Below are 23,708 nucleotides of genomic sequence, written 5' to 3'. Positions count from 1 at the left end.
GAGGAATTACAAACGTTTTTGTACGTTTATTTTGACGTTAAGAAACCGCCTCCCCCGCGCACGCGGGAAAGGCGGTGGTGTCGATTAGAAGCCTAAGCTGTCCAGCAAATCATCGACCTGGTCCTGGCTTGCCACCACGCCTGCGGCGCTGGCGTCAAGCTGAGGACCGTTAAGCAGGCCTTCGTTCACGCGTTTGGCGCGCGCGTCCGGCTCCGGCATGTTCTCCAGCAGCACCATCAATAGCTGGCGCTCAATCTCCTGGATAACATCCATCATGCGCTTAATAACCTGACCGGTAAGGTCCTGGAAATCCTGCGCCATCATGATTTCCAGCAGCTGGGCGTTGGTGAAGCTGGTGTGTCCCGGCACTTCCGACAGATAGCTGCGGGTATCGGTTACCAGCTCACGGGCATCTTTCAGCTCGATTGGGTTTTCAAACCATGCATCCCAGCGGCCGCTCAGCGCCTTTGCTTCACTCTCCATCTGGTTCTGGTGAGGCTGAGACAGCTCCACGCAGTTCAGGGCGCGCTCTGCGGCCTGGGCGGTCATTTGCACCACATAGTCCAGACGGTCACGGGCATCAGGGATAGCTTCTGCTGCTTCGGCAATCGCCTGATCCAGGCCCAATTCACGCAGGCTGTCGCGCAGCATACGAGTCAGACTGCCGATACGAGCGATAATATCGGTCGGTGAATGCTCGTGTATCTCTGTTGCCGGGTTTGTTGATGAGTGCATTTGCGCCTCCTTACATGCCGAGCTTTTCGAAAATTTTGCCCAGTTTCTCTTCCAGGGTTGCCGCGGTAAATGGCTTAACTACGTAACCACTCGCCCCGGCCTGTGCTGCCGCAATGATGTTCTCTTTCTTGGCTTCCGCCGTGACCATCAGAACCGGCAGAGCTGACATCGCCCCGTCGGCGCGAATGGTTTTCAGCAGTTCCAGGCCGTCCATGTTCGGCATGTTCCAGTCAGAAATAACAAACCCGAAGCCGCCAGCCTGGAGTTTGTTCAGCGCATCTACGCCGTCTTCGGCTTCTTCAACGTTGTTAAAACCCAGCTCTTTAAGCAGGTTACGCACGATGCGGCGCATAGTTGAAAAGTCGTCTACGACCAGAAACTTAAGTTCTTTGTCCGCCATAAAATCCGGGCTCCTTCAGTTAAATACGTATTGCCTGTCCGGCACTAATTTTCGCCAGCATTTGCTGGCTAACCTGGCTTAAATCGACCACTTCGCTGACGCCACCGGAATTGATGGCCTCACGCGGCATGCCGAACACCACACAACTTGCTTCGTTTTGGGCGATGGTCCACGCCCCTGCCTGGTGCATCGCCAGCATCCCGGCGGCACCGTCATTACCCATCCCGGTGAGGATAACGCCGACGGCATTTCGCCCCGCGTACTTCGCCACCGAATGGAACAGCACATCCACTGCCGGGCGGTGCCGGTTCACTGGTGGGCCGTCATGTAATTTGATTTGATAGTTCGCACCGCTTCGCGACAGCTCCATGTGCTTATCACCCGGCGCAATATAGGCATGCCCCGGCAGCACACGTTCGCCGTCTTCTGCCTCTTTCACGCTAATCTGGCACAGCTTATTCAGGCGCTCGGCGAATGAGCGAGTAAAGCCGGGCGGCATATGCTGGGTTATCAGCAGCGCCGGGCTGGAAAGCGGCAGCGGCTGTAGCACATGGCGAATCGCCTCGGTGCCGCCGGTGGAGGCCCCAATGGCAATCAGCTTCTCCGAGCTCAGCAGCGGCCCCGCTTTCAGGGTAGCCGGAGCAGCCACTGGCGCACGTGCGGCCAGTTTTGCTCTTGCCGCCGTACGCACCTTCTCGGCTATCATTTCGCTGTAGGCCAGCATGCCTTCGCGGATGCCCAGCTGCGGCTTGGTGACGAAATCAATGGCGCCCAGTTCCAGCGCGCGCAGCGTCACCTCCGACCCTTTTCCGGTTAGCGAGGAAACCATCACTACCGGCATCGGCCGCAGGCGCATCAGTTTTTCGAGGAAGTCGAGGCCGTCCATACGCGGCATTTCGACATCCAGCGTTAATACGTCCGGATTGAACTTCTTAATCAGGTCGCGGGCCACCAGAGGATCCGGCGCGGTCGCCACCATTTCCATATCGCTATGACTGTTGATAATTTCCGTCATTATCTGCCGCATTAGCGCAGAGTCATCGACCGATAAGACACGTATTTTCGTCATGTTCTTTCCTTACTCAGCCCGTAAACCGTCTGGCCACGCAGCCAGAAGTCGCGGCTGAGGTTACTGAAGTTCTCCGAATGCCCGGCAAACAGTAATCCTCCGGGTTTCAGCAGCGGGACGAAGCGCTGCAAAATGGCCTGCTGCGTGGGTTTGTCAAAATAGATCATCACATTTCGACAAAAGATCGCGTCAAACGGCCCCGGCACCGGCGCCTGCTTATCCAGCAGGTTGATCGGCGCAAAATCAATGTGGTTTGCCAGTTCGCTGCGCACCCGCACCAGCCCGTCGTGCGGCCCGGTTCCGCGCATGAAATAGCGCTGCATCTGTACCGGGGAAAGCGTTTTAAGCTCCTCCTGGCGGTAGACTCCGCTCCGGGCTTTTTCCAGCACCTGAGTGTCGATGTCGCTGGCAAACACCTTCCAGCGTCCGGCGCCCGAGCCTAAAACATCCGCCAGGGTAATGGCGATGGAGTAAGGTTCCTCCCCGGTGGATGCCGCCGCGCTCCAGACTTTGTATTCGCCGGAGTGCTTGCGTGCGTGCTCCGCCAGAATCGGGAAATGGTGCCCTTCCCGGAAAAAAGCGGTCAGGTTAGTGGTCAGCGAGTTGATAAACGCCTGCCACTCGGCGCTGCTGGAGTTAGCCTCCAGCATGCCTAAATAACGTCCAAAATCATCCAGCCCCAGCAGACGCAGGCGGCGTACCAGACGGTTATAAACCATGTCCCGTTTATGGTCGGCCAGCACAATTCCCGCGCGCTGATAGATTAACTGGCATATCCGACGAAAATGCGCGTCGGATAGCGGCAGACGCTGTGTCATCTGTAACATTAATGACTGTTGCCCAAGGGGCGTTGGTGATGTCATAGCGCCTTCTTAATTACGATCACGATGTAACCAGCACTCCGGAAGGAACAAATTCACCGCTGGAATGCGGCGGTTCGCTGCCGTTTAACTTAAACACGGCGACCACTCCGGAGAGATATTCGGCCTGACTTGCCAGCGCATCGGTGGCACCGGCGGCTTCTTCCACCAGCGCGGCGTTTTGCTGAGTCACCTGATCCATCTGGCTGACGGCCTGGGCGACCTGCTCGATTCCGCGACGCTGCTCGTCAGAAGCGGAGGCAATCTCACCCATAATGTCGTTAACCTGGGTTACCGAGCGAACAATCTCGGCCATGGTCGTGGCGGCGGTATCTACCAGCCTGGAACCCTGCTGTACCCGGTCAACGGACTCTTCGATTAATACTTTTATCTCTTTTGCCGCCTGCGCGCTGCGGCTGGCAAGATTGCGAACCTCGCCCGCTACCACCGCAAAACCTCGCCCCTGCTCACCGGCACGGGCAGCTTCCACCGCCGCGTTAAGCGCCAGGATATTGGTCTGGAAGGCAATGCCGTCGATAACGCTGGTGATATCGCTAATTTTTTGCGAGCTACCGGCGATATCACGCATGGTATTGGCAACATTTGCAGCCTGCTGCCCGCCCTGCTTAGCGGTATCTGCCGCGCTGCGTGAGAGCTGTGCCGCCTGGCGCGCGTTATCCGCGTTCTGGCCCACGGTTGCGGTCAACTGCTCCATGCTGGCAGCGGTTTCGGCCAGCGAGGCCGCCTGCTGCTCGGTACGGGCGGAGAGGTCGTTATTCCCTGCGGCAATCTCCTCAATACCGGAGTGCATGGCGCTGGTACCGCCGCGAACCTGGCTTACCGTCTCTTTTAATGAGGACTGCATATTTTTCAGGCTGGCAAAGATTTCAGAGATCTCGTTGCGGCCATAGACCGCAATCGGCTTCGCCAGATCCCCCGCGGCAATGCTCTCAAAGTGGCTGCGTACAATCGCCAGCGGCTGAACAATCATCTTGCGGGACCAGGCCAGGGAGCCAAGCATCAGCACCACGGCAATAATCGTGACCGTAAAGAAAATGACCGCCGAGATATGGTAATTTTTCTGGCTGTCGCCGCTGGCGGTAGCCACAATCTGATTAATACTCTGCTGCCAGGCGTTGAAGTTAGCGTCAAAAACGTCCTGCGATTTCTGCACCGGGGCGCTCATAAAGTCGGAGAGCTGGTTGTTTTCGAGCCAGGTCGCCTGATGCTGTAAATCGTCACGGAAAGCGCTATAGCTCTGCTTCGTGGAGGCCATCATCTGCTCGCCCTCGCCGCTTTTATGCGGGGTCTCGAGGAACTGATTAAACAGCAAATCCGCCTGGGTCAGGCTGCCGCGGGCATTAGCCATCAGGCGCTTGATATCTTCCGCCGGATAGCTCAGAGCCGTCAGCGTTCCGGCGCGGTTTAAAGCATTGCTGGCGGCCAGCAGCGCCGCACGGCTTTGGGTTAACGTATCGCGCTGCTGATTACTGACCTCGACCATTTTAAGGTTCTGAAAATCATCACGAAAAGCCCAGAAAGACAAACCATTACTGCCAATCTGCAGCACGCCGCAGATAATCACAATCAGGAAAAGAGTGGTCGAGACTCGGATACGGTTTAACATCAAAGCTTCCCTCTACCGGCCAGCAGGCCGGTATTCATCTAATCAGAAAGTTTCCCAGTTATCGTCATCACCGGCCCTGGCCGGAGTACGCGGGGTGTGAACCACGGGGCCAGGCGTTACCGCCGCCGCCGCAGGCTTTTTACTACCCGCATTCCCTTGCAAACGGAACGTCGCAACCGACTGAGTCAGGCGGCTGGCCTGCTCCTCCAGCGCGGCGGCCGCAGCAGCAGACTCTTCCACCAGCGAGGCGTTCTGCTGCGTCACTTTGTCCATCTCCGACACCGCCAGCGCGACCTGGTCTATACCACGGCTTTGCTCATCGGATGCGGAGGCTATTTCACCCATGATGTCGGTGACCCGCGTGACCGCGTTCACGATGTCACTCATGGTTTCCCCCGCGCTTTCAACCAGCACCGAGCCGGTATCCACGCGCGAGACGGAATCTTCAATCAGGGACTTAATCTCTTTTGCCGCCTGGGCGCTGCGGCTTGCCAGGTTACGCACTTCGCCTGCTACCACGGCAAAGCCGCGCCCCTGCTCTCCGGCGCGTGCGGCCTCAACGGCGGCGTTCAGCGCGAGGATGTTTGTCTGGAAGGCAATACCGTCGATCACGCTAATAATGTCGGCGATTTTCTTTGAAGAACCGGCGATGTCGTGCATGGTCTTGACCACGCCATCTACCACTTTTCCGCCGCGCTGGGCGGTTTCGGAAGCGTTAAGCGCCAGTTGAGAAGCCTGACGAGCGTTTTCGGCGTTCTGTTTAACCGTGGCGGTCAACTGCTCCATGCTGGCGGCAGTTTCTTCAAGAGAGGCAGCCTGCTGTTCGGTACGGGAAGAGAGATCGTTGTTGCCAGCTGCGATTTCGCTGGTGCCGCTATAAATAGCGTCCGACCCTTCGCGCACCCGGCTCACGGTGTTAATTAATTCCCGCTGCATATGCTGGACGCTGGACGCGAGCTGGCTCAGCTCGTTTTTACCGACCACGGCAATGTTTTCCGTCAGGTTGCCGGAAGCAATCTCGCGGATATGGTTAATCACCACGTTCAGCGGCCTGAGTAACACATGGCGCATCCCGAACCAAACCAGCAGGATAACCGCAGCCAGGGCTAAGGCCAGAACACCAAGCTGCCAGATGGCAAAGGTGTACCCGGCGCGGCTGTCCACATAAGAGGCTTCATACATCCGGTCGTTCAGCGCCAGATAGCCGTCATACGCTTTCTCCAGCGCATTCTGCATCCCCTGGGTGGACTGGCCGAAATAGGCGTCCATATTGCCGCTTTCGAGATAGCCAATTAATTCCGCCAGCGCCTGGTGATAGGCCAGGTAATCGCCGTCAATATCTTTGACGACGGCGTTCATTTCGTCGGAAATCGGCGCAACTTGTTTAAAGTTGTTGTAGTGCTGCTCGGCGTTCAGCAAAGATTTTTTGGCGTTGTTCAGCAGATCCGTTTTCGCCGCGCTTTGGCTATTCGTCGGGTCCATCATCATACGTGCGGCGGAGCGGCTAAGGTTGATGCGCGTATGCAGCATCAGGACCCACGCCTGATTTAACTCGGCCTGCTGAACCCGTAATTCGCGGGAAACTTTAAAGTTGTCATTATTGTTTTTTAAGGAATTAAAGAACATACCACCGGAAATGATTTGCAGCAGCGCGAACACCACAAGCACCATCATCAGCATGGTGACCACGCGAATACGGTTTAACATACGACGCCCTTTTAACGACTTGTTCCCGAGGTTATCGGCACGTACCGCGGGAACTTTACGTTAAGTCACAGGGAAATTGGCCGATTGGGCGCGCTAGTAGGTCACGGTGATGGTCACCGTATCGGCGTAATCATCGGGGATGTAGTTAGTGCTTGGGATAGTGACATAAACCGGGTACTGCTGCGCGACGCCCGTACCCGTGCTGGACCGATTGTTCAAGGCCGTATTCCCCCAGACGGCGCCCGATGTCCCCGAAGCCTGCCTTAGCTGGTAAGGCACCTGGTCGGTGTTAGCCCCTGTCCCTTTTAGTACCCCGGTGCCCCCCGTGTTGTTATTCGAAGGGGAAAGCCCAATCGTATAGGTCGTGCCATTGGTACAGGCAACGCCGATGGTGTTGCTCGAAGCCAGATTGCTTTGCATTGCGGCGACTGCCCCGAAGCTCACGTTATTGGCATAGCTGATATTGCACTGCTTGCTGACGGCCGCTATCACATTAAAGGGAAAGTTTGTTGCGACAGATGTCCCACAGCCAGCGGGGGGAGCCAGCAGGCCGGTATTAAGCGTGACCGTCGCCATTCCGCTGGTGTAAATGTCCTGATAGCTCCCCGGTGCAGCGGAAGTTTGCGGAAGCGTCATTTGCCCATAGACCGTCAGGCTTCCGGTGACGGGCGTCAGGTTAAGCAAATTTAGCTGCACCATCGGGAAGGTCGTCCCCGTCTGAAACTGGCTGCCCCACGCCCCTCCACTGACGGTTCCCTGGTAAAGCTCATAGCTCAGCGTACTGGCAGGCGGCCCGGCAAAAGACATTTTATGGTTCCCCACCCCGGCACCATCAATGTTAAAACAAAGCGTCACCCCGGCCAGCAGGTCGCCCAATTGCTTGGAACAGCTGTAATCAAACGTCATCGAGGTATTGGGCGTAGCCGTCGCCAGCGGATTGACGGTGCCAAAGTTTACCGTCTGCACATTGCTCACCGAACACACCACCGCGTGGCTAATTCCCGGGGACAGCAAGAGCACCGCCAGCAGCAAAAGTTGTTTTAATCTCATGCGGGAAACTCCTGTATCAAAAGGCCACGGATTCGCTAGCGGCACACTATCGGCCCGATATTCGGTACGCTTTTCTGGTTTTCGGGGTAATCAAATTCGGCGATACAAATGCCGCTGTCGGTGGTCACTCTGAGCTGATTGCGCAGTTCAAGGGCATCAAAGTAGGCCTGACCATCAAAGCCCACCACCGTGTCCTGCCCGGCTCCCGCCATCGATCTGACGGGGCTACCTTCTCCGATGGCGTTGCCTTTCGCATCGACAATGATCACAAGCGCGGCACGCACCGGCTTAATATCAAAACTAACCAGCGTGCCGGAGCGGTCGGCAGGCGTGGCGTTGAGATTAACATTACGAATACGCATGCTGGCGGGCAGGTTCATGGGGTCGATGCTGATCAGGTTGTTTTGATAACTGTTCAGCGGCGTCACCAGCAACAGTCCGTTACCGTCGCTGTTTCCCACAAGGTTATTCTGCAATTTGACCGGTACATTCGGGATCCCATCGGTAGAGACAACGGCAAACCCGTTATTGATCTCCCGCGCGGCGAAGATGCCGCCGCCCATCATCACAACAGATCCCGTCGCCCCGGCGTAGCCGTAGTTATTATCAGGAATGCTGCGGTAGCCGGTATAAACCCGACCATTGCGCCCCAGGTAGCCAACCTCGCCCTGCCCGCTTTGCTGCGAGCTCTGCTGGCTGGCGGCCAGATTCCAGCCTACGCCGCCTTCAGATGGCGGAGTCTGACTGGCGTTGAGCTGATACCCCATCTTGTCGCCGGTGCGCTGAACGGTGGCCCCGGCGGTCAGGTTATTACGGGTACTGACGGTCACCATCAGGTAAACGCTGCGGTCGCGGCCGTCGTCAATGTTCTGGTTAAAGCTGGCGCTGAGGGAGACGTTATCGGTAATGGATTTGAACCAGGTGGCGTTGGCGTAGCGTATGGCGCTTTGCTCCGGGTAACGGAATTGCAGGTAGCTCATGCTGAGATTGCCCCCAACGCCGAAGTTATACCCTACCACCGCGCTGCCGCTAAACGCTGAGGGGGCTGAGCCATAACGCGTGGCAACATCGCGGTAATCTCCGGAGGTTGCCGTGGCGCTGGAGCTAAAGCTGAAGCGGCCGTCGGACCAGCGGTAACCCAGCCCATATAAATAGCCGTTCGCCCCGGAGTCCGAGCTGGCGGCCAGGGCGGTTGAAATTGTTCCCGACTGGCTTGCCGGGATCCAGTCGCTGCTCAGCCCGCCGTTAATCAGGCTATCGCTGGTTTCAAAATGCCCCCCGGCGGTCAGAGTGTTGCTGAAACCTCGCCGCCAGGTCCCGCTGATTGCGGGTTCGCTGGCATAATCAAATGAGGAGTAACCGTAATTTTTCCGCACCACGCCCAGCTCCAGAGACCAGTCCGTCAGCCCTTCCCGGAGCAGAAGCTGATCGTTATAAAAGGAGAAGCTCTGCACGCTGGTTCTGCCGAGCGCATCCGTCATCATTACCTGGGCGTTACCCGCCCCGGTAATATTCGGCAGCGTATTAATCTGGAAACTGCCCGCAGGCACGTTGCCGTTGTAATACTTGACCCCGTTAACGTATAGCTCAACGTCCGACGGCAGGGTTGCTGAACCCAGAAACGAAGGCAGCGGCGTGGTGGGCATATAGGGGTTGAGACCAAAATCGGTACCAATTTTTATCCCGGCGATACGGGTCTGGCGCGACCATGAGAGCGAACTGGTTAGCGTGTCCCCCAGGGTAACCGCCAGCATTTTATCGGCAAAGGAAGTGCGCCAGCTGGTATCCAGGCGGCTAAATGACTGGTTATCATTTTGCTCCGTAGAATAACGTGTCAACTGGGTGGAACTCAGCACGCCCGCCGCATTGAACGCGCGGAACTCGCTGAAGGTGTTAACGTTACTTTCTTTTCCCGTATCGGCGTAAATATCATAATTCAACAACGCGCCGTAGGCGTTTGACACCCTGGGGGCAGGGACATCCGACGAGTTAAGCTGAGTGGTTTTCAGGTCTAACAGGCTAAGCGGCGCGGTCAACGCCAGCGTTTGCTGCCCCACGTTATAGTCGATCGTTATTTGAGCGATGTCATTCAGATAATACGGCGGTTGAGCTTTTTCCGGCGGGCGAAAACCCAGCTGCCGCAGAGCCAAAGCGGTACCGTATAATTTTCCATCAGCGTAGCCAAGATGAACCAGACCCACGGGATTTCCATTCACCGTCGTGTCGAGATATAAATCAATGCCTACAGGCTGTGTTGTATTATTAGTGGCCGCATTCTGAGGTAGGTCATTATGGGTATTTTGTGCTGCTGCCATGCCGGAAATAACCAAACCATTAAGCAATAAAATTTTTACCAGAGAATATGGCCAGTCATAAATTTTGTTCTGTTTGTTGACCATTGATAGTGACTTCAACTTTCCCGCTATGGTAAGCATCATTAGCAGACGATGATATTATCCACCGCATACTCGAATCTGGAAGGACATAACCCAGCAGACCAGAAGTAATAACTTTTCGTACGCCATTAGGTTGAATAAACGTCATTGCCGACAGCTGAGCGTGGCTGTTTCCCTGATTACTCACTTCAACAAACGCTTTGCCATCAATATTGATTAATTTCCAGTTTAACTTTGCCGAGGCTTCCGCCTGCCCGGCGGGCTGCAAAAACACCGGAACGGAATAGCGCATCACAAACTGAATTTTATTTCGCTGAAGCTTTGGCGGTGGAAGTTCATCGATAAACAAGCGATAAGCCTGCTCAACCTGATTAGTTGCAGGACCCGTGCGAATCACCCGAATAAGCTGACGCTGCCCGGCAGGCAGCGTCACGATAGGCGGGCTGATGACCAGCCCCTGAGAAGCCGAAAGTTTGTCGGCATAGCTGCTCTGCTGCCAGCTAAATACGCGTACCTGCGCGTTAAGCGGCGCGTCACCTTCATTGCTGAGCCAAATGCCATCTGCGTTTTGCGTGGCATGCAGCATCAGATTAACCGGGGAGATTTGCAGCCCTCCGGCTAACGCATTCCCTCCAGCGGCCAGCCCCAGCATCAGGCATACGCAGGCGCAACGTCGTCCACCAAATTTCAATTTCATCCGCTGTCCTGAAATCAGTAGTTAACGTTGACGGTGACCGTGTCCGCATAGCTGTCTGGCGTAAAGTTAGCGCTCGCCGCCGTCGCATAGACGGTATAAGTTTGCGCGGCTCCCGACCCCGTACCCGCTACGCCGTTACCGACGACGGTAGTGGTGGCGGTATTCCCCCAAACGGGCCCGGTAGCGGATGTCTGGTTCAGTTGATAAGGGACTTTATCGGTGTTGGTGGCCGAGTTAGCCACGGATGACATTGCACCTGAACCGGTGGTCGTTCCTCCGTTTGCCGCCGAAGGGGCCAGACCGATAAAATAAGGGGTTGTCTTTGAACAGTTAACGGTAAAAGTATTGCTTTGCGAGGTGTTTACTGCACTGGCATTTACCGTCCCTAAGTTAATATTCGAGCCACTACCGGCGGTAACCGCGCAGGACTTCTGAATAGTAATCAGTACCTGGAACGTGCCGTTTGCCACCGCCGCATTAGCCGATGGAATAATCGCAAACGCAGTACAAGAAAGAATTAAGCGTGCAGCTGTGGCTGAATTCATATCCTTACCCTTATTCAAAATGACTCAATCATGCTTCGTGGATACGCAGCGAAGCGGCACGGGACGATTTAACGCCAGCCGGTATTGCACTTTAATACCGGCAGCTGACTCCATTAACTTATGGTTAATATAATTCGTCCTGAAGTCGCATACATTTTCCATCAAATACCGTTATCTCTCCCTGCCCCAATAATATTGGGACTCTCTTCACCTGATTGTACATTTTACAACCAGGCACAACGGCTTATGTTCGCGACATTCATAGACGAACTGGTAAGAAAAAAATCAGTACGTTACGCCATCACTTAGTTGAAATTTAGTTTAGAGATCGCGAAATAACCAGACCGCGCAGTCAAATTCAGTAAAACAGTGTATTGACGAGTTATCTTCATTAAAAACAAAGAATTAGACACACACCCATTCACTTTAATGCAAACTGAAAAGAATATATCCGCAATTTTGTGATCTTATTCACATGGAATGATTAAGTGCTGCTTAATTAACAATTTACAGAATTTATAAAAAAGAGTTGTATATCGGCGCGCTTTGATTCAAGTTATGCTCCGCGCACTTATGACCCATTCACAATAATTATATAAGGGTCAGTAAGTTACAAAAAAACACAATTCAACTACAGTCAACTACGGGGTTACTAAGTCAGTGGCAAGTTCAAACAAACTCACGCTATTCATTATTCTGTTCATGATAGCTGGGATCTTCTGCGGAGCGGCTATCCACGAATACGCCGGTGCCGACATCATCAAAAGCTACGCCGATAACATCACGCTGTTTACCGACATCTTCCTGCGATTGATCAAGATGGTGATTGCGCCATTGGTCTTCAGCACCCTGACGGTCGGTATCATGAAGCTTGGCGAAACCTCCACCATTGGCCGCGTCGGCGGGAAGGCGATGGTGTGGTTTGTCTCCTCTTCAATCTTGTCGATTCTGGTCGGCCTGTTTATCGTCACCCTTGCACATCCTGGCGCAGGTATGAATTTGCAGGTTCCGGCAGAAGCGGTACAAACCGGCCTGGCGGTGAGCGGCATGACGCTGAAAGCGTTTATCTCGCACACTATTCCGACCAGCATCGCCGGCGCAATGTCCGATAACGAGATCCTGCAAATCGTCGTGTTTTCTATGTTCTTCGGTATTGCAGGGGCATCTCTGGGCGAGAAGTTCAACGCGCCGCTGGTCAGCGCCCTGGATGTGGTCTCTCACATCATGCTCAAAGTGACCGGCTACGTGATGTACGTCGCGCCGCTGGCTATCTTCGCGGCCATCTCTTCGGTGATTGCAACTCAGGGTCTCGGTATTCTGCTGAACTACGCGTCATTTATCGGCGGTTACTACGTGGCGATTGTGCTGACCTGCATTGTGCTGATTAGCGTGGGCTACATGGTGCTGAAGCGCGATGTGTTCCGCCTGCTGGCGATGCTGAAAGATCCGGTGCTGGTTGCCTTCACCACCAGCAGCTCCGAAGCCGCTTATCCGAAAACGCTCGACCAGCTCACCCGCTTCGGCTGCTCGCGCAACATCGCTTCGTTCGTGCTGCCTATCGGCTACTCCTTCAACCTCGTGGGTTCGATGGTGTACTGCTCGTTCGCTTCGATGTTTATTGCCCAGGCTTATAACGTTCACCTGTCATTCTCTGAAATTGCCGTGCTGATGCTGACGCTGATGCTGGCCTCTAAAGGGATTGCCGGGGTGCCTCGCTCCGCGCTGGTGGTACTGGCCGCAACCATCCCAAGCTTCAATATCCCGGTCGCGGGTATTCTGCTGCTGATGGGCATCGACCACTTCCTGGACATGGGCCGCTCGGCTATTAACGTATTGGGTAACGGCGTGGCGACGGCGATGCTGTCGAAAAACGAAGGCATGCTGGAGGAAGGAACGGTAAGTACCGCTCCCGGCAAAGAAATCCAGGCCTAAAAAAAGGGGCTACCTCACGGTAGCCCCTTTTTACTCTCCCACCCGATTAAGCCACAGCAGAATCAAGCAGTTCCATCTCTTCGCTGTTCAGCAGCTTCTCGATATTCACCAGAATCAGCATACGCTCGCCCAGAGCACCCAGGCCCGTGAGGTATTCTGTTGACAGCGTCACCGCAAACTCCGGCGCAGGGCGAATCTGGTCGGCGGTCAGAGACAATACGTCTGACACGCCGTCAACCACGATACCCACAACGCGTTTCTCAAGGTTGAGAACGATAACCACGGTATTGTCGTTATATTCCACGCCGTCTTGTTCGAACTTCAGGCGCAGGTCAATAATCGGCACGATAACGCCGCGCAGGTTGGTCACACCCTTGATAAAGGCCGGAGTGTTCGCGATACGCGTTACCTGATCGTAACCGCGAATTTCCTGCACTTTCAGGATATCAATACCGTACTCTTCGTCGCCGAGGGTGAACACCAGAAATTCCTGTCCCACGTTTTCCCCGGTCAGTTTTGTCACATTTGTTAGTGCAGTCATTTGCGTACCTATTTTCTTAAGCAGTTAATCAGGCGACGGTTAGCGCCAGACGTTGTTCACGGTTCAGCCCCTGCAGCGCAGAGACATCGACGATCAGCGCCACGCTGCCGTCACCCAAAATGGTGGCAGCAGAAATGCCCGGCACTTTGCGGTAATTGCTTTCAAGGTTTTTAACCACAACCTGATGCTGACCAATCAGCTGATCGACCAGCAGCGCATAGCGACGACCGGCACTTTGCAAAATAACCACAATGCCCTGAGTCGCCTCGGTTTTGGCTCCCTGAACGTCGAAGACTTTCCACAACTCTACCAGCGGCAGGTATTCACCGCGCACTTCCAGCACGCGTTCGCCGCCCGCCAGCGGATGCAGGTCTTCTTCCTGCGGTTGCAGAGATTCCATTACCGCGTTCAGCGGCAGAATAAAGACTTCGTTGCTGACTTTGACCGACATCCCGTCGAGGATAGCGAGCGTCAACGGCAGCAGAATGCGAATGGTGGTGCCTGCCCCAGCCTTAGACTGGATTTCAACATGGCCGCCCATTTCCTGGATATTACGCTTCACTACGTCCATGCCCACGCCGCGCCCGGAAACGTCCGTGACCTGCTCGGCGGTAGAGAAGCCAGGCGCGAAGATAAGCATGCCGACTTCATCATCGCTCATGCTCTCGCTAACCGGCATCCCCTGAGACAGAGCTTTAGCCAGAATACGCTCGCGGTTCAGCCCTGCTCCGTCATCGGTCACTTCGATGCAGATATTGCCGCCCTGATGCTCCGCAGAGAGGATCAGGTTGCCGACCTCAGATTTCCCGGCAGCAAGACGTTTTTCCGGCGACTCGATGCCGTGGTCCAGGCTGTTACGCACCAGGTGCGTTAGCGGATCGATAATGCGTTCGATCAGGCTTTTATCCAGTTCGGTGGAGCTGCCCATCAGCGTCAGCTCTACCTGCTTATTCAGTTTACCGGCAAGGTCCCGCACCAGGCGCGGGAAGCGGCTGAACACGTATTCCATCGGCATCATGCGGATGGACATTACGGACTCTTGCAGGTCGCGGGCATTGCGCTGTAGCTGCCCCATGCTGGTAATCAGGTCGCCGTGATTCACCGGGTCAAGCTCGTTGGAGCGCTGGGCCAGCATCGACTGGGTAATGACCAGTTCGCCGACCAGGTTAATCAACTGGTCAACTTTTTCTACCGCTACGCGAATGCTGGTTGATTCAGAGGCGCGGGCCGCAGGCTTATCACGTTCTACGCGGCCGGTTGCCGGAGTCAGCGGCTCGGGTAATCCGGCTTTTTGCACGGCAACGGCTGTTTGAGCCGGAGCTTCGGGAGCCACCACGGCGGTTGTTTCGGCCACGGCAGGAGCGCTGGCAGCGGCGGTTACCGGAACAAAGCTAATCTGCTCTGGTTCAATCACAAAGCAGAGCACAGCGGTGATGTCGTCTTCGCTAACGCTGGTTTCAAGCGTGGCGGTTACGGATGCGGCATCTTTCACTACGTCGCTCACGGTGCCAAGATTGCCCAACTCTTCGAGCATCAGATCGAGTTCGGCCTCTTTCAGCCCGTCGATAACTACGCGCAGTCTGCCGCCATTATCCGTCGAAGCCGGAGCGGCCTGCTCGGTTTCAACCACTGACAGTTTCGCCGGTGCCGTTGGGGCTTCACCTTTGGCCTCAAGAGCCAGCTGGCGCAGCGCCTTACAGATGTAGTCGAAGCTTGCTGCGTCCGGCTCTTCAGAGTTTTTATAAGCGTCCAACTGTTCCTGCATAATATCCTTGGTTTCCAAAAACAGGTTGATGATATCGGTGTTAAGCTGCATCTCACCGCGCCGCGCCTCGTCCAGCAGGTTTTCCATCAGGTGAGTGGTCTCCTGCAACACGGAGAAGCCAAAAGTCCCTGCCCCGCCCTTAATCGAGTGGGCCGCACGGAAAATGGCGTTTAGCTGTTCGGAGTCCGGCGCTTCGGGCACCAGATCCAGAAGATGCTGCTCCATGTCGGCCAATAGCTCGTCGGCTTCGTCAAAAAATGTCTGGTAAAAATCACTGATATCCATGCTCACGCTATCACCTCGTAGCCGGTTGTGGCGCAATTGTATTATTCACCGGAGCCGCCACAGGAACCTGTTGCAGAACGCTAACCGGCTGGTTATCACTCTCCGAGTTCTCGTGCATGATGGCGTCTTCGGTCTGTTTATTAAGCACCAGCAGACTGATGCGACGGTTAATGGCGTCACCGCCCCCACGTTTGGAGAGGCTCATCTGCGAGGACATACCGATCACACGCAGAACTTTTCCATCGTCCAGCCCACCGGCAACCAGCTCGCGGCGGGAGGCGTTAGCGCGGTCGGCGGAAAGCTCCCAGTTGCTGTACCCGCGCTCGCCGTTGGCGTAAGGCAGGTCATCTGTATGGCCGGACAGGCTGATTTTGTTAGGAATACCGTTCAGCACCGGAGCAATTTTGCGCAGAATATCGCGCATATACGGCTCAACTTCCGCGCTCCCGTTTTTAAACATCGGGCGGTTCTGGCTGTCGATAATCTGGATGCGCAGACCTTCCTGCACCAGATCTATCTGCAAATGCGGGCGCAGCGCACGCAGTTTCGGATCGGACTCAATTAGCTGATCCAGGTCGCCTTTAATCCGCTTCAGGCGGTTGGCTTCCATACGCTTGCGCAATTCTTCGATATTGGGCTGTTTTTTAACTTCGCCCTGCTGCTGGGTGACATCATCACCGCCGCCGGGGATCGGGCTGTCGCTGTCGGCGATACGCTGGCCGCCGGTAATCGCCTGCGCCAGCGGAGTACGGAAATAGTCGGCAATTTGCGCCAGCTCTTTCGGGCTGGAGATAGAAATCAGCCACATCACCAGGAAGAAGGCCATCATCGCGGTCATAAAGTCCGCATAGGCAATTTTCCATGAGCCATGGGCCGCCCCACCGTGGCCCTTGTGCTTGCGGCGTTTTACAACAACGATGGGGTGAGCCTGGTTTTTCATACTTCTTCTTCCGTCGCGCGCTGTCCGTTCGGAGAGCGTACGGCCCGGACGTGCTCTTCAAGCTCAATGAACGACGGACGCTCGCTTGAGTAGAGCGTTTTACGGCCAAATTCGACGGCGATAGGCGGCGCGTACCCGTTGAGACTGGACAATAATGTAACTTTTACACACTGCATCATCTTAGTGGTTTCAGCGCTTTTTTGGCGCAGCACGCTCGCCAGCGGGGAAATAAAACCGTAGGCCAGTAAAATACCCAGGAAGGTCCCTACCATTGCGTGCGCAATTAACGCGCCCAGCTCCGCAGCGGGTCTGTCGGCAGAAGCCAAAGCGTGTACTACGCCCATTACTGCGGCAACGATACCGAATGCCGGTAATGAATCCCCCATTAGCGCAAGGCTATTGGCAGGTATTTCCGACTCGCTTTCATGAGTCTCGATTTCTTCATCCATCAACGCTTCAATTTCGAAGGTATTCATATTTCCGCTGATGATAAGACGCAGATAATCAACAATGAAATCAAGCATCATAGTGTCCGCTAAAATACGCGGGTAGCTGGCAAAGATTTCACTTTCTTTGGGATTTTCGATGTCTCTTTCAAGTGAAAACATACCCTGCTGACGAGACTTAGCCATCAGCCGATAAAGCAATGCCATCAAATCCATATACATGCTTTTGGTATATTTTGAACGTCTGAAGAGCAGCGGAAGCGCTTTTAAGGTGCCCTTAATCGCTTTACCGTTATTCCCTACAATGAACGCCCCAATACCCGCCCCACCAATGATGATAAACTCAGCTGGTTGATAAAGTGCGCCAAGGTGGCCGCCGGTTAACATATAACCGCCGAACACTGTCCCTATAACAACCAGGTAACCTATTAAAATCAGCACGAGATCATCCTTACGCCGTTGAGTGTAGCGAGGATGCCCAGGAAGGCAGAAGCAGCGTTATGTGCGGGCATAAAAAAAGCAGCGGCAATCACTCACCGCTGCTGGAATGCTCAAACACAGAATCTGTTAAACAGCCTGTTCCACCTGGTCATCCAGCAGTTGTGGAATAATATCGGCAGTGTTCTGGGAAAGTTTACGTCTTTTTACCGCTCGTGATGGCGGTTGGCACAGACTGCAGGCAAAGCTGCCCACCGGCTGATGCGCGTGAGTGATAAAATTGCCATTACAGCAGTTGCACTGGCTGAGCTGGAGCATGCCGCTCTCAACAAAACGCACCAGCGTCCAGGCGCGGGTTAGCGCCAGCAGAGGACCTTCCGGCTGGGAAGGACATTGTTCAAGATACAGGCGATAGGCTTTGATAACCGCATCAACGCCGGTACATAGCCCACTTCGAAGTAAAAACTGCCAGGCATTACAGAACATGGAAGCATGAATATTTTGCTCCCAGGTCATAAACCAATCGGTAGAGAAAGGCAGCATCCCTTTTGGAGGAGGACTTCCACGGAGTTCTTTGTAGAGTTTGATCAGGCGACCCCGGCTCAACTGCGTTTCGCTTTCCAGCATTTGCAGTCGTGCACCGAGTGTTATCAGCTCCATTGCAAGCTGAATGTCGCGAGCTTCCTGGACAATACTTTTCTCGCTCATTTGTTATGCCCTTTTTTTCTTAGGTGCCTCGGCAGGCGTCGACACCTCATTCAGTAAACGGGTAGATAACAAAATACCGGTATGAATTTGCTGTAAATCATCCACACGGGAGTCTTGCGTTAAGCGAGTAATCGTTTGGTGATCGTTAAAACGAAACTGACACACTAATTGGTTAGTTTCCGCCAATTTAACCATCTGTGGCAGCGTTAATTCGCCCAGAGTATTTGCCATATCTTCAGCGATTCCTAATCGAAACATTGCTGAAGCTTTGTCCTGACTAATAAGACGCTGTGCAAGCAATAAGTACGACAAATTAATGTCGTAAATATGTTTTAGCAACTCGGAAGTATGCATTTTTTCCATCCCGAATAACCAACTATTATTGTATGCGGCCTAGCCTAAATATTTCGGATGACAGTACAGTGTCAAACACAGAAAATTCTCCAGAAACTTACGGCTGCAAGAAACCGGAGCGAACCTGTCGCACTCATACCTGTTTTCTGAACTATTAGGGGGTTGTTACCGCACCCCGCGATGTCGCCGGGTTGCCCCGGTAGAATTAAAACAATCGTTACGGCCAAAATGCACGGATAAATCTTACGCTCTGACTAAACTCCCCGCACTCTGCGGTAGAAGCCCTTTCCCTGACAAAGCCCGAACGTATGTTGTCGTTCATCATTTTATTACAAAAAACTAAGATTTTTCCTAATTCGGGCAAACTCTACTCGTAGCCCCTGGCACATACAATGCAGCCACCTGCGATTTTGGAATTTATGTGACGCAGATCACATAAATACATCACCCAAAGAGGTGAGAAGCATCAGAATCGCTTTTCATTTGCATAATTATTAGCCAGATCAAGAATTTTCCTCACGGCCAGGAGTGAATAGTTATACCAAAAACTCACAACTGCATGAGTTACCGTAGCTTTTTATACGATACCGTTGCTTAGGAATGCATAAGCGATCACATTTTGCGAATGCAGTCAGGAGTAATCTGCTTATATTCATGGACTTAACCTAAATTATAACTGAAGTTTATCCGAGTGCAGGGATTTCAAAAGAGGCAGTTATCGAAACTTATCGCCCGATCCAGGTTCGCAAATTAATCCGCGAGACTGATGGTAAATTTTCACAGATCTACTACTCAGTAATGTTGCAAATTCGTTTCATAAGAATAACTGAACAATTTCTATGATTAGCTTCACAATTCGTATGGTGATTGCCGTTGCGCCTGAGCAACATCTGGTGTAAGAAAATGTTAACAATTCACGCTAAATGTGGGGTGAGATTATGAGCTATAGCCACGTACTGGTTGCTGTTGCCGTCACGCCTGAAAGCCACCTCCTGGTGCAGAAGGCCGTCTCCATCGTTAAACCCGTCAACGGGCGAATTACTCTGGTCACCCTCGCCTCAGATCCGGAACTGTATAACCAGCTTGCCGCTCCGATGATGGAAAACCTGCGCGAGTTGATGCTGGAGGAGACTCATCTTTTTCTCGATGAGATAAGAGAAAAAGCGCAATATCCTATTGAAAATATAATTATTTCCAGTGGGGAACTAAGCGAACATATCCTCAACATCTGCGAAAGGCAGGATGTTGATTTGGTCATTTGCGGCAATCATAACCAGAGTTTTTTCTCTAAAATCATGTGCTCGGCCAAAGCCGTAGTCGCCGCCAGCGCGGTAGACGTTCTGCTGGTCCCGCTTTAACTCCGGCCACAACAGGAAGCGGAGAAGCTTCCGCTTCCCGGCAATGTTGTTCTCTATATTCCAGGTTATTCCATAGAGACTAATTTCGTCAGTTTATGAAAGAGCAACTTTTTACCCTGATTCCATCTTTATTTTCTTCCGCCCGCACGGCTTTAAAATAACCGATATATTTTTGCCCATAAAATCATCCACTCCGGTCCCCAACAGAGACCCCAACGACACTCGCCCGGTCATAAGGATTTACGATAGTCGGTCGGAACCTATTCATTAGCCGGGCCAGCGGATGTTGGTCCCCTGAAAGCACACCGAACAGGAAATGACCAGATCAATCTTTTGCTATTTATTGGCCGAACGCAATTTTTTAAAATATCGACAGCGGGGGGTTCTGTGCAAAAAATGACGTGCAACCCGATCTATTTAAGTGTGGCTAAAGTTACTCATGCAATAAAACTGTATTAACACAATAAATTTAAAATCCTCATCCACACACCTCCTCAACTTTCAAAAAAAAATAAATAAAACAATGATATATAGAATATATTATACATCAATAACAATGAGTTACATTAGCACCTCATGCCTGCGCAGGAATGAATTCATTTGCTTTAAAATAAAAAACAAATAATTCTTTTTAAGACTTTTACCGCTATTAATTGCAGAGTATGTTTACTTAATTGCCCGTAACATGTTCCATGAATAAGGATGTTAATATGCCTGCTGCCAGCCTGATCCAGAGACTTAATGCCCAAATAAACCGGGAATTTTACTCCTCACACCTCTGCCTGCACCTGAGCGCCTGGTGCACTCAACACAGCCTGACCGGCAGCGCCAATTTTTTGCGTAGCCAGGCTCAAAACAACGTGACCCACATGATGCGGGTTTTCAACTTTATGAAGCAGTCAGGCGGAATGCCGAGCGTAGGGACTATGCCGCCGCCAAAGTGCGAATGCCTGAACCTGGAAGAGTTGTTCCAGCAAACGCTGGATGATTACTACCTTCGGCATGACACGCTGTCCGGGCTGAAAGAAGAAGCCCGGGCCGCCAATGCCGGAAAGGTGGAGAGTTTTTTGGTGTCGCTAAGCAAAGAGCAGGATCGGGATGGGAAGATATTGTTGGCCATTCTTGAACAGGTGAAGGAGGCCAAAAGCGCCGGATTGTGCATGAATCAGGCGGACCGAAAGCTGCTCGAACTAATAGACCGCTGCCACTGAAGCTTAGCCTTTGTTGTTGGCCCCGGCTCAGCCCGGGGTGTTGATTTCCTCCCCCCCACGCCAGAATGTTAATAAATAGTTACCAAGCAGATGTTTTTATTATCATTTAACAAATAAGATCTATTCCACAAAATATAACCTTACATTTTGTAATGCTTCTGTTAATCATCACTTTCAGAGGCACTTATGATAACCATCGAATTTATTGTCATTATTTTATGTTTGCTGGCCGGTACCCGTTTTGGCGGGATGGGGCTGGGCCTGATTAGCGGTATCGGCCTGTTTATTCTGACCTTTATTTTCGGGCTGGAACCGGGCAAACCCCCGGTAGACGTGATGCTTACGATCCTTGCGGTCATCGGCTGTGCCGCCACGCTACAAACCGCAGGCGGGCTGAACGTCATGATGCAGTTTGCCGAACGCCTGCTGCGGCGGCATCCGCAGCACATCACGCTGCTGGCCCCTTTTACCACGTGGATGCTGACCTTTTTATGCGGCACGGGGCATGTGGTTTATACCATGTTCCCGATTATTGCCGATATTGCGCTGAAAAAAGGCATCCGTCCGGAGCGGCCAATGGCGGTCGCTTCCGTTGCCTCTCAGATGGCTATTACCGCCTCACCGGTCTCGGTAGCGGTCGTTTCTCTGGTTTCTATACTGGCGGCAGGACACGGCGTTATTCCACACGCCTGGGGAATTCTTGAGATCCTATCCATCTCCGTACCTGCCTCGCTGTTTGGCGTACTGATTGCCGCGCTCTGGAGCCTTCGTCGCGGCAAAGCACTGGAAGACGACGAGGAATTTCAGGCAAAACTTCGGGATCCTAAGCAGCGCGAATTCATCTTCGGCAGTACCGACACATTAATGAACCAGACCTTCCCGAAGCAGGCATGGTGGTCAACGTGGATCTTCTTTCTCGCGATTCTCGCCGTCGTGTTACTCGGTGCCTTTCCAGAGCTGCGCCCTTCGTTTGCGGTAAAAGGCGTGATGAAGGCGCTGTCGATGAATCTCGTGATCCAGATGATGATGTTGATCGCCGGGGCGGTGATGCTCGTCACCTGCAAGGTGAACTTCAGCGCAATATCTAACGGCGCGGTATTCAAGGCGGGGATGGTTGCCATCTTCTCGGTGTTCGGCGTGGCGTGGATGAGCGACACTTTTTTCCAGGCCCATCTGGGCGAACTCAAGCAGGCGCTGGAAGGCGTCGTGCAGAGCCATCCGTGGACTTACGCTATCGTGCTGTTTCTGGTTTCGAAGCTGGTAAACAGCCAGGCCGCAGCCTTAACAGCGGTGGCGCCGATGGGATTAATGCTCGGCGTCGAGCCTAAAATGCTGATTGCTTTTTTCCCCGCCTCCTACGGCTACTTTATCTTGCCGACCTACCCAAGCGACCTGGCCTGCATCGGATTTGACCGCTCCGGCACTACGCGAATTGGGAAATTTATTCTTAACCACAGCTTTATTCTGCCGGGGCTTATCGGCGTGATTAGTTCGTGCGTTGCCAGCTATCTGCTGGTGCAGACATTTTTATAAGCAGGAAATACGCCCTCCCGGAAGGGAGGGTGCAGTGTTTAATGAGCGTCTTTTTGCTGAGTAAACTTCAGTTCGATCAGGGCAATCGCTTTTTGAATCGCACGGCGAGTTACCGGATCTACCGCCGCCGGGTGGGTGGTAAAGTCGATAGTTTTCAGCTGCTCCGCCATTTTTTCGCGCACTTCAACCGGAGCAATCACGTCAATCACATCAAGAATTTGTTTAATTACCAGCTGGCAAGCCACGACATCGGAAACCAGTTCCTGGTCAGCGGAAAGTTGTTCGGCCATTTTAATCTCCTGTTTTAATTGCGCGACAGTCTACCCGCGCCCCTCCTGACGAGGCAACAGAACATTGCTGGAAAGCGCCTCGGAAAACCCGCATCAAAGTAAGAAAAAAATAAAACTGTATGATATTTAACTAAGCCATTGACTTACACCCTCAGTTTGATAACCTGACCTGGCCATACGCCAATGGCGGATAATATGCTCTTTATAGAAAGCCCCATCTTTACCCATGATGTCGCGACTTTACTCACGGACCAGGAGTTTGCCCAGTTTCAGGCGTACCTGGCCTTCAACCCCAACAGCGGAGACGTAATCCCTGATAGCGGTGGGTTGCGTAAAATTCGCTGGCCCTCCAAAGGCAAAGGAAAACGCGGCGGTGTGCGGGTTATCTATTTTCATAAGTCAGCCTTTTATGTCATCAGATTGCTGCTGATTTATCAAAAAGGGATAAAAACCGACCTGAGCGAGGCCGAGAAGCAGCTGTTGCGCAAACTAAATGAGAGGTGGTAAATGGATAAGCAGCTTTTTGAACGTCTGACCGCCAGCATGGCGGAAATGAACGAAATAATAGAGGGGACGCGTGAAGCAGGCCGCACCACGCTGGTTACCGCCATACAGGTGAAGACTATTCGCCAGGCAACCGGGCTTTCACAGGCAAAATTTGCCGCGCTTATCGCCGTTAGTGTCGATACGTTAAAAAACTGGGAGCAGGGCCGCCGTGAACCTACCGGCCCTGCCCGTGCGCTGCTGCGGGCAATTCAGAACGATCCGCTTCATGTCATCCCGGCACTTGCCCCACCGGACGCCGGGGCCTGAATACCCCG

At 53.2% G+C, this 23,708-nt stretch carries 23 protein-coding genes; 6 read left to right on the top strand and 17 right to left on the bottom strand.

Going from position 1 to position 23,708, the window contains the following annotated elements:
- Nucleotides 1-84: 84 nt before the first annotated feature.
- From cheZ to ACG1VR_RS09090, 10 genes are all read right to left on the bottom strand, one after another.
- On the bottom strand, nucleotides 85-735 hold the full coding sequence (gene cheZ, locus ACG1VR_RS09135; RefSeq protein WP_055696364.1) for a protein phosphatase CheZ: 651 nt from the start codon (nucleotides 733-735) through the stop codon (nucleotides 85-87).
- A gap of 10 nt (nucleotides 736-745) precedes the next feature.
- Nucleotides 746-1,135: a chemotaxis response regulator CheY gene (cheY, locus tag ACG1VR_RS09130; RefSeq protein ID WP_016536974.1), complete on the bottom strand. Its 390-nt coding sequence runs from the start codon at nucleotides 1,133-1,135 to the stop codon at nucleotides 746-748.
- Between the two features lie 19 nt (nucleotides 1,136-1,154).
- Nucleotides 1,155-2,204, bottom strand: a complete 1,050-nt coding sequence (gene cheB / locus ACG1VR_RS09125) for a protein-glutamate methylesterase/protein glutamine deamidase (RefSeq protein ID WP_395490748.1) — start codon at nucleotides 2,202-2,204, stop codon at nucleotides 1,155-1,157.
- Nucleotides 2,201-3,067 (bottom strand): protein-glutamate O-methyltransferase CheR, encoded by an 867-nt coding sequence (gene cheR / locus ACG1VR_RS09120; RefSeq protein WP_279045040.1) that lies wholly within the window; start codon nucleotides 3,065-3,067, stop codon nucleotides 2,201-2,203. Before cheR ends, cheB begins: the two co-directional genes overlap by 4 nt.
- Nucleotides 3,068-3,086: 19 nt before the next feature.
- The gene (locus tag ACG1VR_RS09115; RefSeq protein WP_016536977.1) at nucleotides 3,087-4,691 is read right to left on the bottom strand and encodes a methyl-accepting chemotaxis protein; all 1,605 of its coding nucleotides are present in this window, start codon (nucleotides 4,689-4,691) and stop codon (nucleotides 3,087-3,089) included.
- 42 nt (nucleotides 4,692-4,733) lie between these two features.
- A complete protein-coding gene (gene tar, locus ACG1VR_RS09110; protein ID WP_016536978.1) occupies nucleotides 4,734-6,398 on the bottom strand; it encodes a methyl-accepting chemotaxis protein II in 1,665 nt (554 codons plus the stop codon).
- Between the two features lie 93 nt (nucleotides 6,399-6,491).
- A complete protein-coding gene (locus ACG1VR_RS09105; RefSeq protein WP_016536979.1) occupies nucleotides 6,492-7,448 on the bottom strand; it encodes a spore coat U domain-containing protein in 957 nt (318 codons plus the stop codon).
- 35 nt (nucleotides 7,449-7,483) lie between these two features.
- Complete coding sequence (locus tag ACG1VR_RS09100; protein WP_395491079.1) at nucleotides 7,484-9,763, bottom strand: fimbria/pilus outer membrane usher protein; 2,280 nt, start codon at nucleotides 9,761-9,763, stop codon at nucleotides 7,484-7,486.
- Nucleotides 9,764-9,818: 55 nt separating this feature from the next.
- Complete coding sequence (locus tag ACG1VR_RS09095) at nucleotides 9,819-10,541, bottom strand: molecular chaperone (protein WP_039898350.1); 723 nt, start codon at nucleotides 10,539-10,541, stop codon at nucleotides 9,819-9,821.
- 14 nt (nucleotides 10,542-10,555) lie between these two features.
- Nucleotides 10,556-11,086, bottom strand: coding sequence for a spore coat protein U domain-containing protein (locus ACG1VR_RS09090; protein WP_016536982.1), 531 nt, complete (start codon nucleotides 11,084-11,086; stop codon nucleotides 10,556-10,558).
- A gap of 660 nt (nucleotides 11,087-11,746) precedes the next feature.
- On the opposite strand from ACG1VR_RS09090, the gene ACG1VR_RS09085 reads away from it, so the two are divergent.
- The gene (locus ACG1VR_RS09085) at nucleotides 11,747-13,018 is read left to right on the top strand and encodes a dicarboxylate/amino acid:cation symporter (protein WP_016536984.1); all 1,272 of its coding nucleotides are present in this window, start codon (nucleotides 11,747-11,749) and stop codon (nucleotides 13,016-13,018) included.
- 46 nt (nucleotides 13,019-13,064) lie between these two features.
- Here the strand turns inward: ACG1VR_RS09085 and cheW are convergent, their stop codons facing one another.
- The 6 genes from cheW to flhD all read right to left on the bottom strand — a co-directional run bounded on the left by cheW (nucleotide 13,065) and on the right by flhD (nucleotide 18,495).
- Nucleotides 13,065-13,559: a chemotaxis protein CheW gene (gene cheW, locus ACG1VR_RS09080; protein WP_016536985.1), complete on the bottom strand. Its 495-nt coding sequence runs from the start codon at nucleotides 13,557-13,559 to the stop codon at nucleotides 13,065-13,067.
- Between the two features lie 28 nt (nucleotides 13,560-13,587).
- Nucleotides 13,588-15,609 carry a chemotaxis protein CheA gene (gene cheA, locus ACG1VR_RS09075; protein WP_227317973.1) on the bottom strand — a complete coding sequence of 674 codons (2,022 nt, stop codon included), beginning with the start codon at nucleotides 15,607-15,609 and terminating at the stop codon, nucleotides 13,588-13,590.
- 10 nt (nucleotides 15,610-15,619) lie between these two features.
- Nucleotides 15,620-16,549, bottom strand: a complete 930-nt coding sequence (motB, locus tag ACG1VR_RS09070; RefSeq protein WP_172569630.1) for a flagellar motor protein MotB — start codon at nucleotides 16,547-16,549, stop codon at nucleotides 15,620-15,622.
- Entirely contained in the window at nucleotides 16,546-17,436 is an 891-nt protein-coding gene (gene motA, locus ACG1VR_RS09065; RefSeq protein WP_016536988.1) for a flagellar motor stator protein MotA, read from the bottom strand. The genes motB and motA overlap by 4 nt, the downstream gene beginning before the upstream one ends.
- A gap of 126 nt (nucleotides 17,437-17,562) precedes the next feature.
- Nucleotides 17,563-18,141, bottom strand: a complete 579-nt coding sequence (gene flhC, locus ACG1VR_RS09060) for a flagellar transcriptional regulator FlhC (protein WP_016536989.1) — start codon at nucleotides 18,139-18,141, stop codon at nucleotides 17,563-17,565.
- Nucleotides 18,142-18,144: 3 nt separating this feature from the next.
- Nucleotides 18,145-18,495 carry a flagellar transcriptional regulator FlhD gene (gene flhD / locus ACG1VR_RS09055; RefSeq protein ID WP_209420411.1) on the bottom strand — a complete coding sequence of 117 codons (351 nt, stop codon included), beginning with the start codon at nucleotides 18,493-18,495 and terminating at the stop codon, nucleotides 18,145-18,147.
- Nucleotides 18,496-19,433: 938 nt separating this feature from the next.
- On the opposite strand from flhD, the gene uspC reads away from it, so the two are divergent.
- From uspC to ACG1VR_RS09040, 3 genes are all read left to right on the top strand, one after another.
- Complete coding sequence (uspC, locus tag ACG1VR_RS09050) at nucleotides 19,434-19,853, top strand: universal stress protein UspC (RefSeq protein ID WP_395490747.1); 420 nt, start codon at nucleotides 19,434-19,436, stop codon at nucleotides 19,851-19,853.
- A gap of 710 nt (nucleotides 19,854-20,563) precedes the next feature.
- Entirely contained in the window at nucleotides 20,564-21,064 is a 501-nt protein-coding gene (locus ACG1VR_RS09045) for a non-heme ferritin-like protein (protein WP_172569628.1), read from the top strand.
- Between the two features lie 186 nt (nucleotides 21,065-21,250).
- Entirely contained in the window at nucleotides 21,251-22,597 is a 1,347-nt protein-coding gene (locus tag ACG1VR_RS09040; protein ID WP_016536995.1) for an anaerobic C4-dicarboxylate transporter, read from the top strand.
- A gap of 38 nt (nucleotides 22,598-22,635) precedes the next feature.
- Here the strand turns inward: ACG1VR_RS09040 and ACG1VR_RS09035 are convergent, their stop codons facing one another.
- Nucleotides 22,636-22,887, bottom strand: coding sequence for a DUF2766 family protein (locus ACG1VR_RS09035; RefSeq protein WP_016536996.1), 252 nt, complete (start codon nucleotides 22,885-22,887; stop codon nucleotides 22,636-22,638).
- Between the two features lie 195 nt (nucleotides 22,888-23,082).
- Between ACG1VR_RS09035 and ACG1VR_RS09030 the strand changes: the two genes are divergently transcribed.
- The gene (locus tag ACG1VR_RS09030) at nucleotides 23,083-23,394 is read left to right on the top strand and encodes a type II toxin-antitoxin system RelE/ParE family toxin (protein ID WP_172569626.1); all 312 of its coding nucleotides are present in this window, start codon (nucleotides 23,083-23,085) and stop codon (nucleotides 23,392-23,394) included.
- Entirely contained in the window at nucleotides 23,395-23,700 is a 306-nt protein-coding gene (gene nadS / locus ACG1VR_RS09025; RefSeq protein ID WP_016536998.1) for a NadS family protein, read from the top strand.
- Nucleotides 23,701-23,708 lie beyond the last annotated feature (8 nt).

Source organism: Cedecea davisae (assembly GCF_044095835.1).
In the GTDB taxonomy this organism is placed as follows: domain Bacteria; phylum Pseudomonadota; class Gammaproteobacteria; order Enterobacterales; family Enterobacteriaceae; genus Cedecea; species Cedecea davisae.
This window is presented reverse-complemented; position numbering and strand designations above follow the sequence as displayed.

Coding starts and splice junctions, on each gene's coding strand:
- ACG1VR_RS09105 (WP_016536979.1), bottom strand. CDS start 7,448: ATGAGATTAAAACAACTTTTGCTGCTGGCGGTGCTCTTGCTGTCCCCG.
- uspC (WP_395490747.1), top strand. CDS start 19,434: ATGAGCTATAGCCACGTACTGGTTGCTGTTGCCGTCACGCCTGAAAGC.
- flhC (WP_016536989.1), bottom strand. CDS start 18,141: ATGAGCGAGAAAAGTATTGTCCAGGAAGCTCGCGACATTCAGCTTGCA.
- ACG1VR_RS09100 (WP_395491079.1), bottom strand. CDS start 9,763: ATGGCAGCAGCACAAAATACCCATAATGACCTACCTCAGAATGCGGCC.
- ACG1VR_RS09095 (WP_039898350.1), bottom strand. CDS start 10,541: ATGAAATTGAAATTTGGTGGACGACGTTGCGCCTGCGTATGCCTGATG.
- cheZ (WP_055696364.1), bottom strand. CDS start 735: ATGCACTCATCAACAAACCCGGCAACAGAGATACACGAGCATTCACCG.
- cheR (WP_279045040.1), bottom strand. CDS start 3,067: ATGACATCACCAACGCCCCTTGGGCAACAGTCATTAATGTTACAGATG.
- cheA (WP_227317973.1), bottom strand. CDS start 15,609: ATGGATATCAGTGATTTTTACCAGACATTTTTTGACGAAGCCGACGAG.
- ACG1VR_RS09030 (WP_172569626.1), top strand. CDS start 23,083: ATGCTCTTTATAGAAAGCCCCATCTTTACCCATGATGTCGCGACTTTA.
- ACG1VR_RS09045 (WP_172569628.1), top strand. CDS start 20,564: ATGCCTGCTGCCAGCCTGATCCAGAGACTTAATGCCCAAATAAACCGG.
- ACG1VR_RS09035 (WP_016536996.1), bottom strand. CDS start 22,887: ATGGCCGAACAACTTTCCGCTGACCAGGAACTGGTTTCCGATGTCGTG.
- motB (WP_172569630.1), bottom strand. CDS start 16,549: ATGAAAAACCAGGCTCACCCCATCGTTGTTGTAAAACGCCGCAAGCAC.
- cheY (WP_016536974.1), bottom strand. CDS start 1,135: ATGGCGGACAAAGAACTTAAGTTTCTGGTCGTAGACGACTTTTCAACT.
- nadS (WP_016536998.1), top strand. CDS start 23,395: ATGGATAAGCAGCTTTTTGAACGTCTGACCGCCAGCATGGCGGAAATG.
- ACG1VR_RS09115 (WP_016536977.1), bottom strand. CDS start 4,691: ATGTTAAACCGTATCCGAGTCTCGACCACTCTTTTCCTGATTGTGATT.
- tar (WP_016536978.1), bottom strand. CDS start 6,398: ATGTTAAACCGTATTCGCGTGGTCACCATGCTGATGATGGTGCTTGTG.
- cheW (WP_016536985.1), bottom strand. CDS start 13,559: ATGACTGCACTAACAAATGTGACAAAACTGACCGGGGAAAACGTGGGA.
- ACG1VR_RS09090 (WP_016536982.1), bottom strand. CDS start 11,086: ATGAATTCAGCCACAGCTGCACGCTTAATTCTTTCTTGTACTGCGTTT.
- cheB (WP_395490748.1), bottom strand. CDS start 2,204: ATGACGAAAATACGTGTCTTATCGGTCGATGACTCTGCGCTAATGCGG.
- flhD (WP_209420411.1), bottom strand. CDS start 18,495: ATGCATACTTCCGAGTTGCTAAAACATATTTACGACATTAATTTGTCG.
- ACG1VR_RS09040 (WP_016536995.1), top strand. CDS start 21,251: ATGATAACCATCGAATTTATTGTCATTATTTTATGTTTGCTGGCCGGT.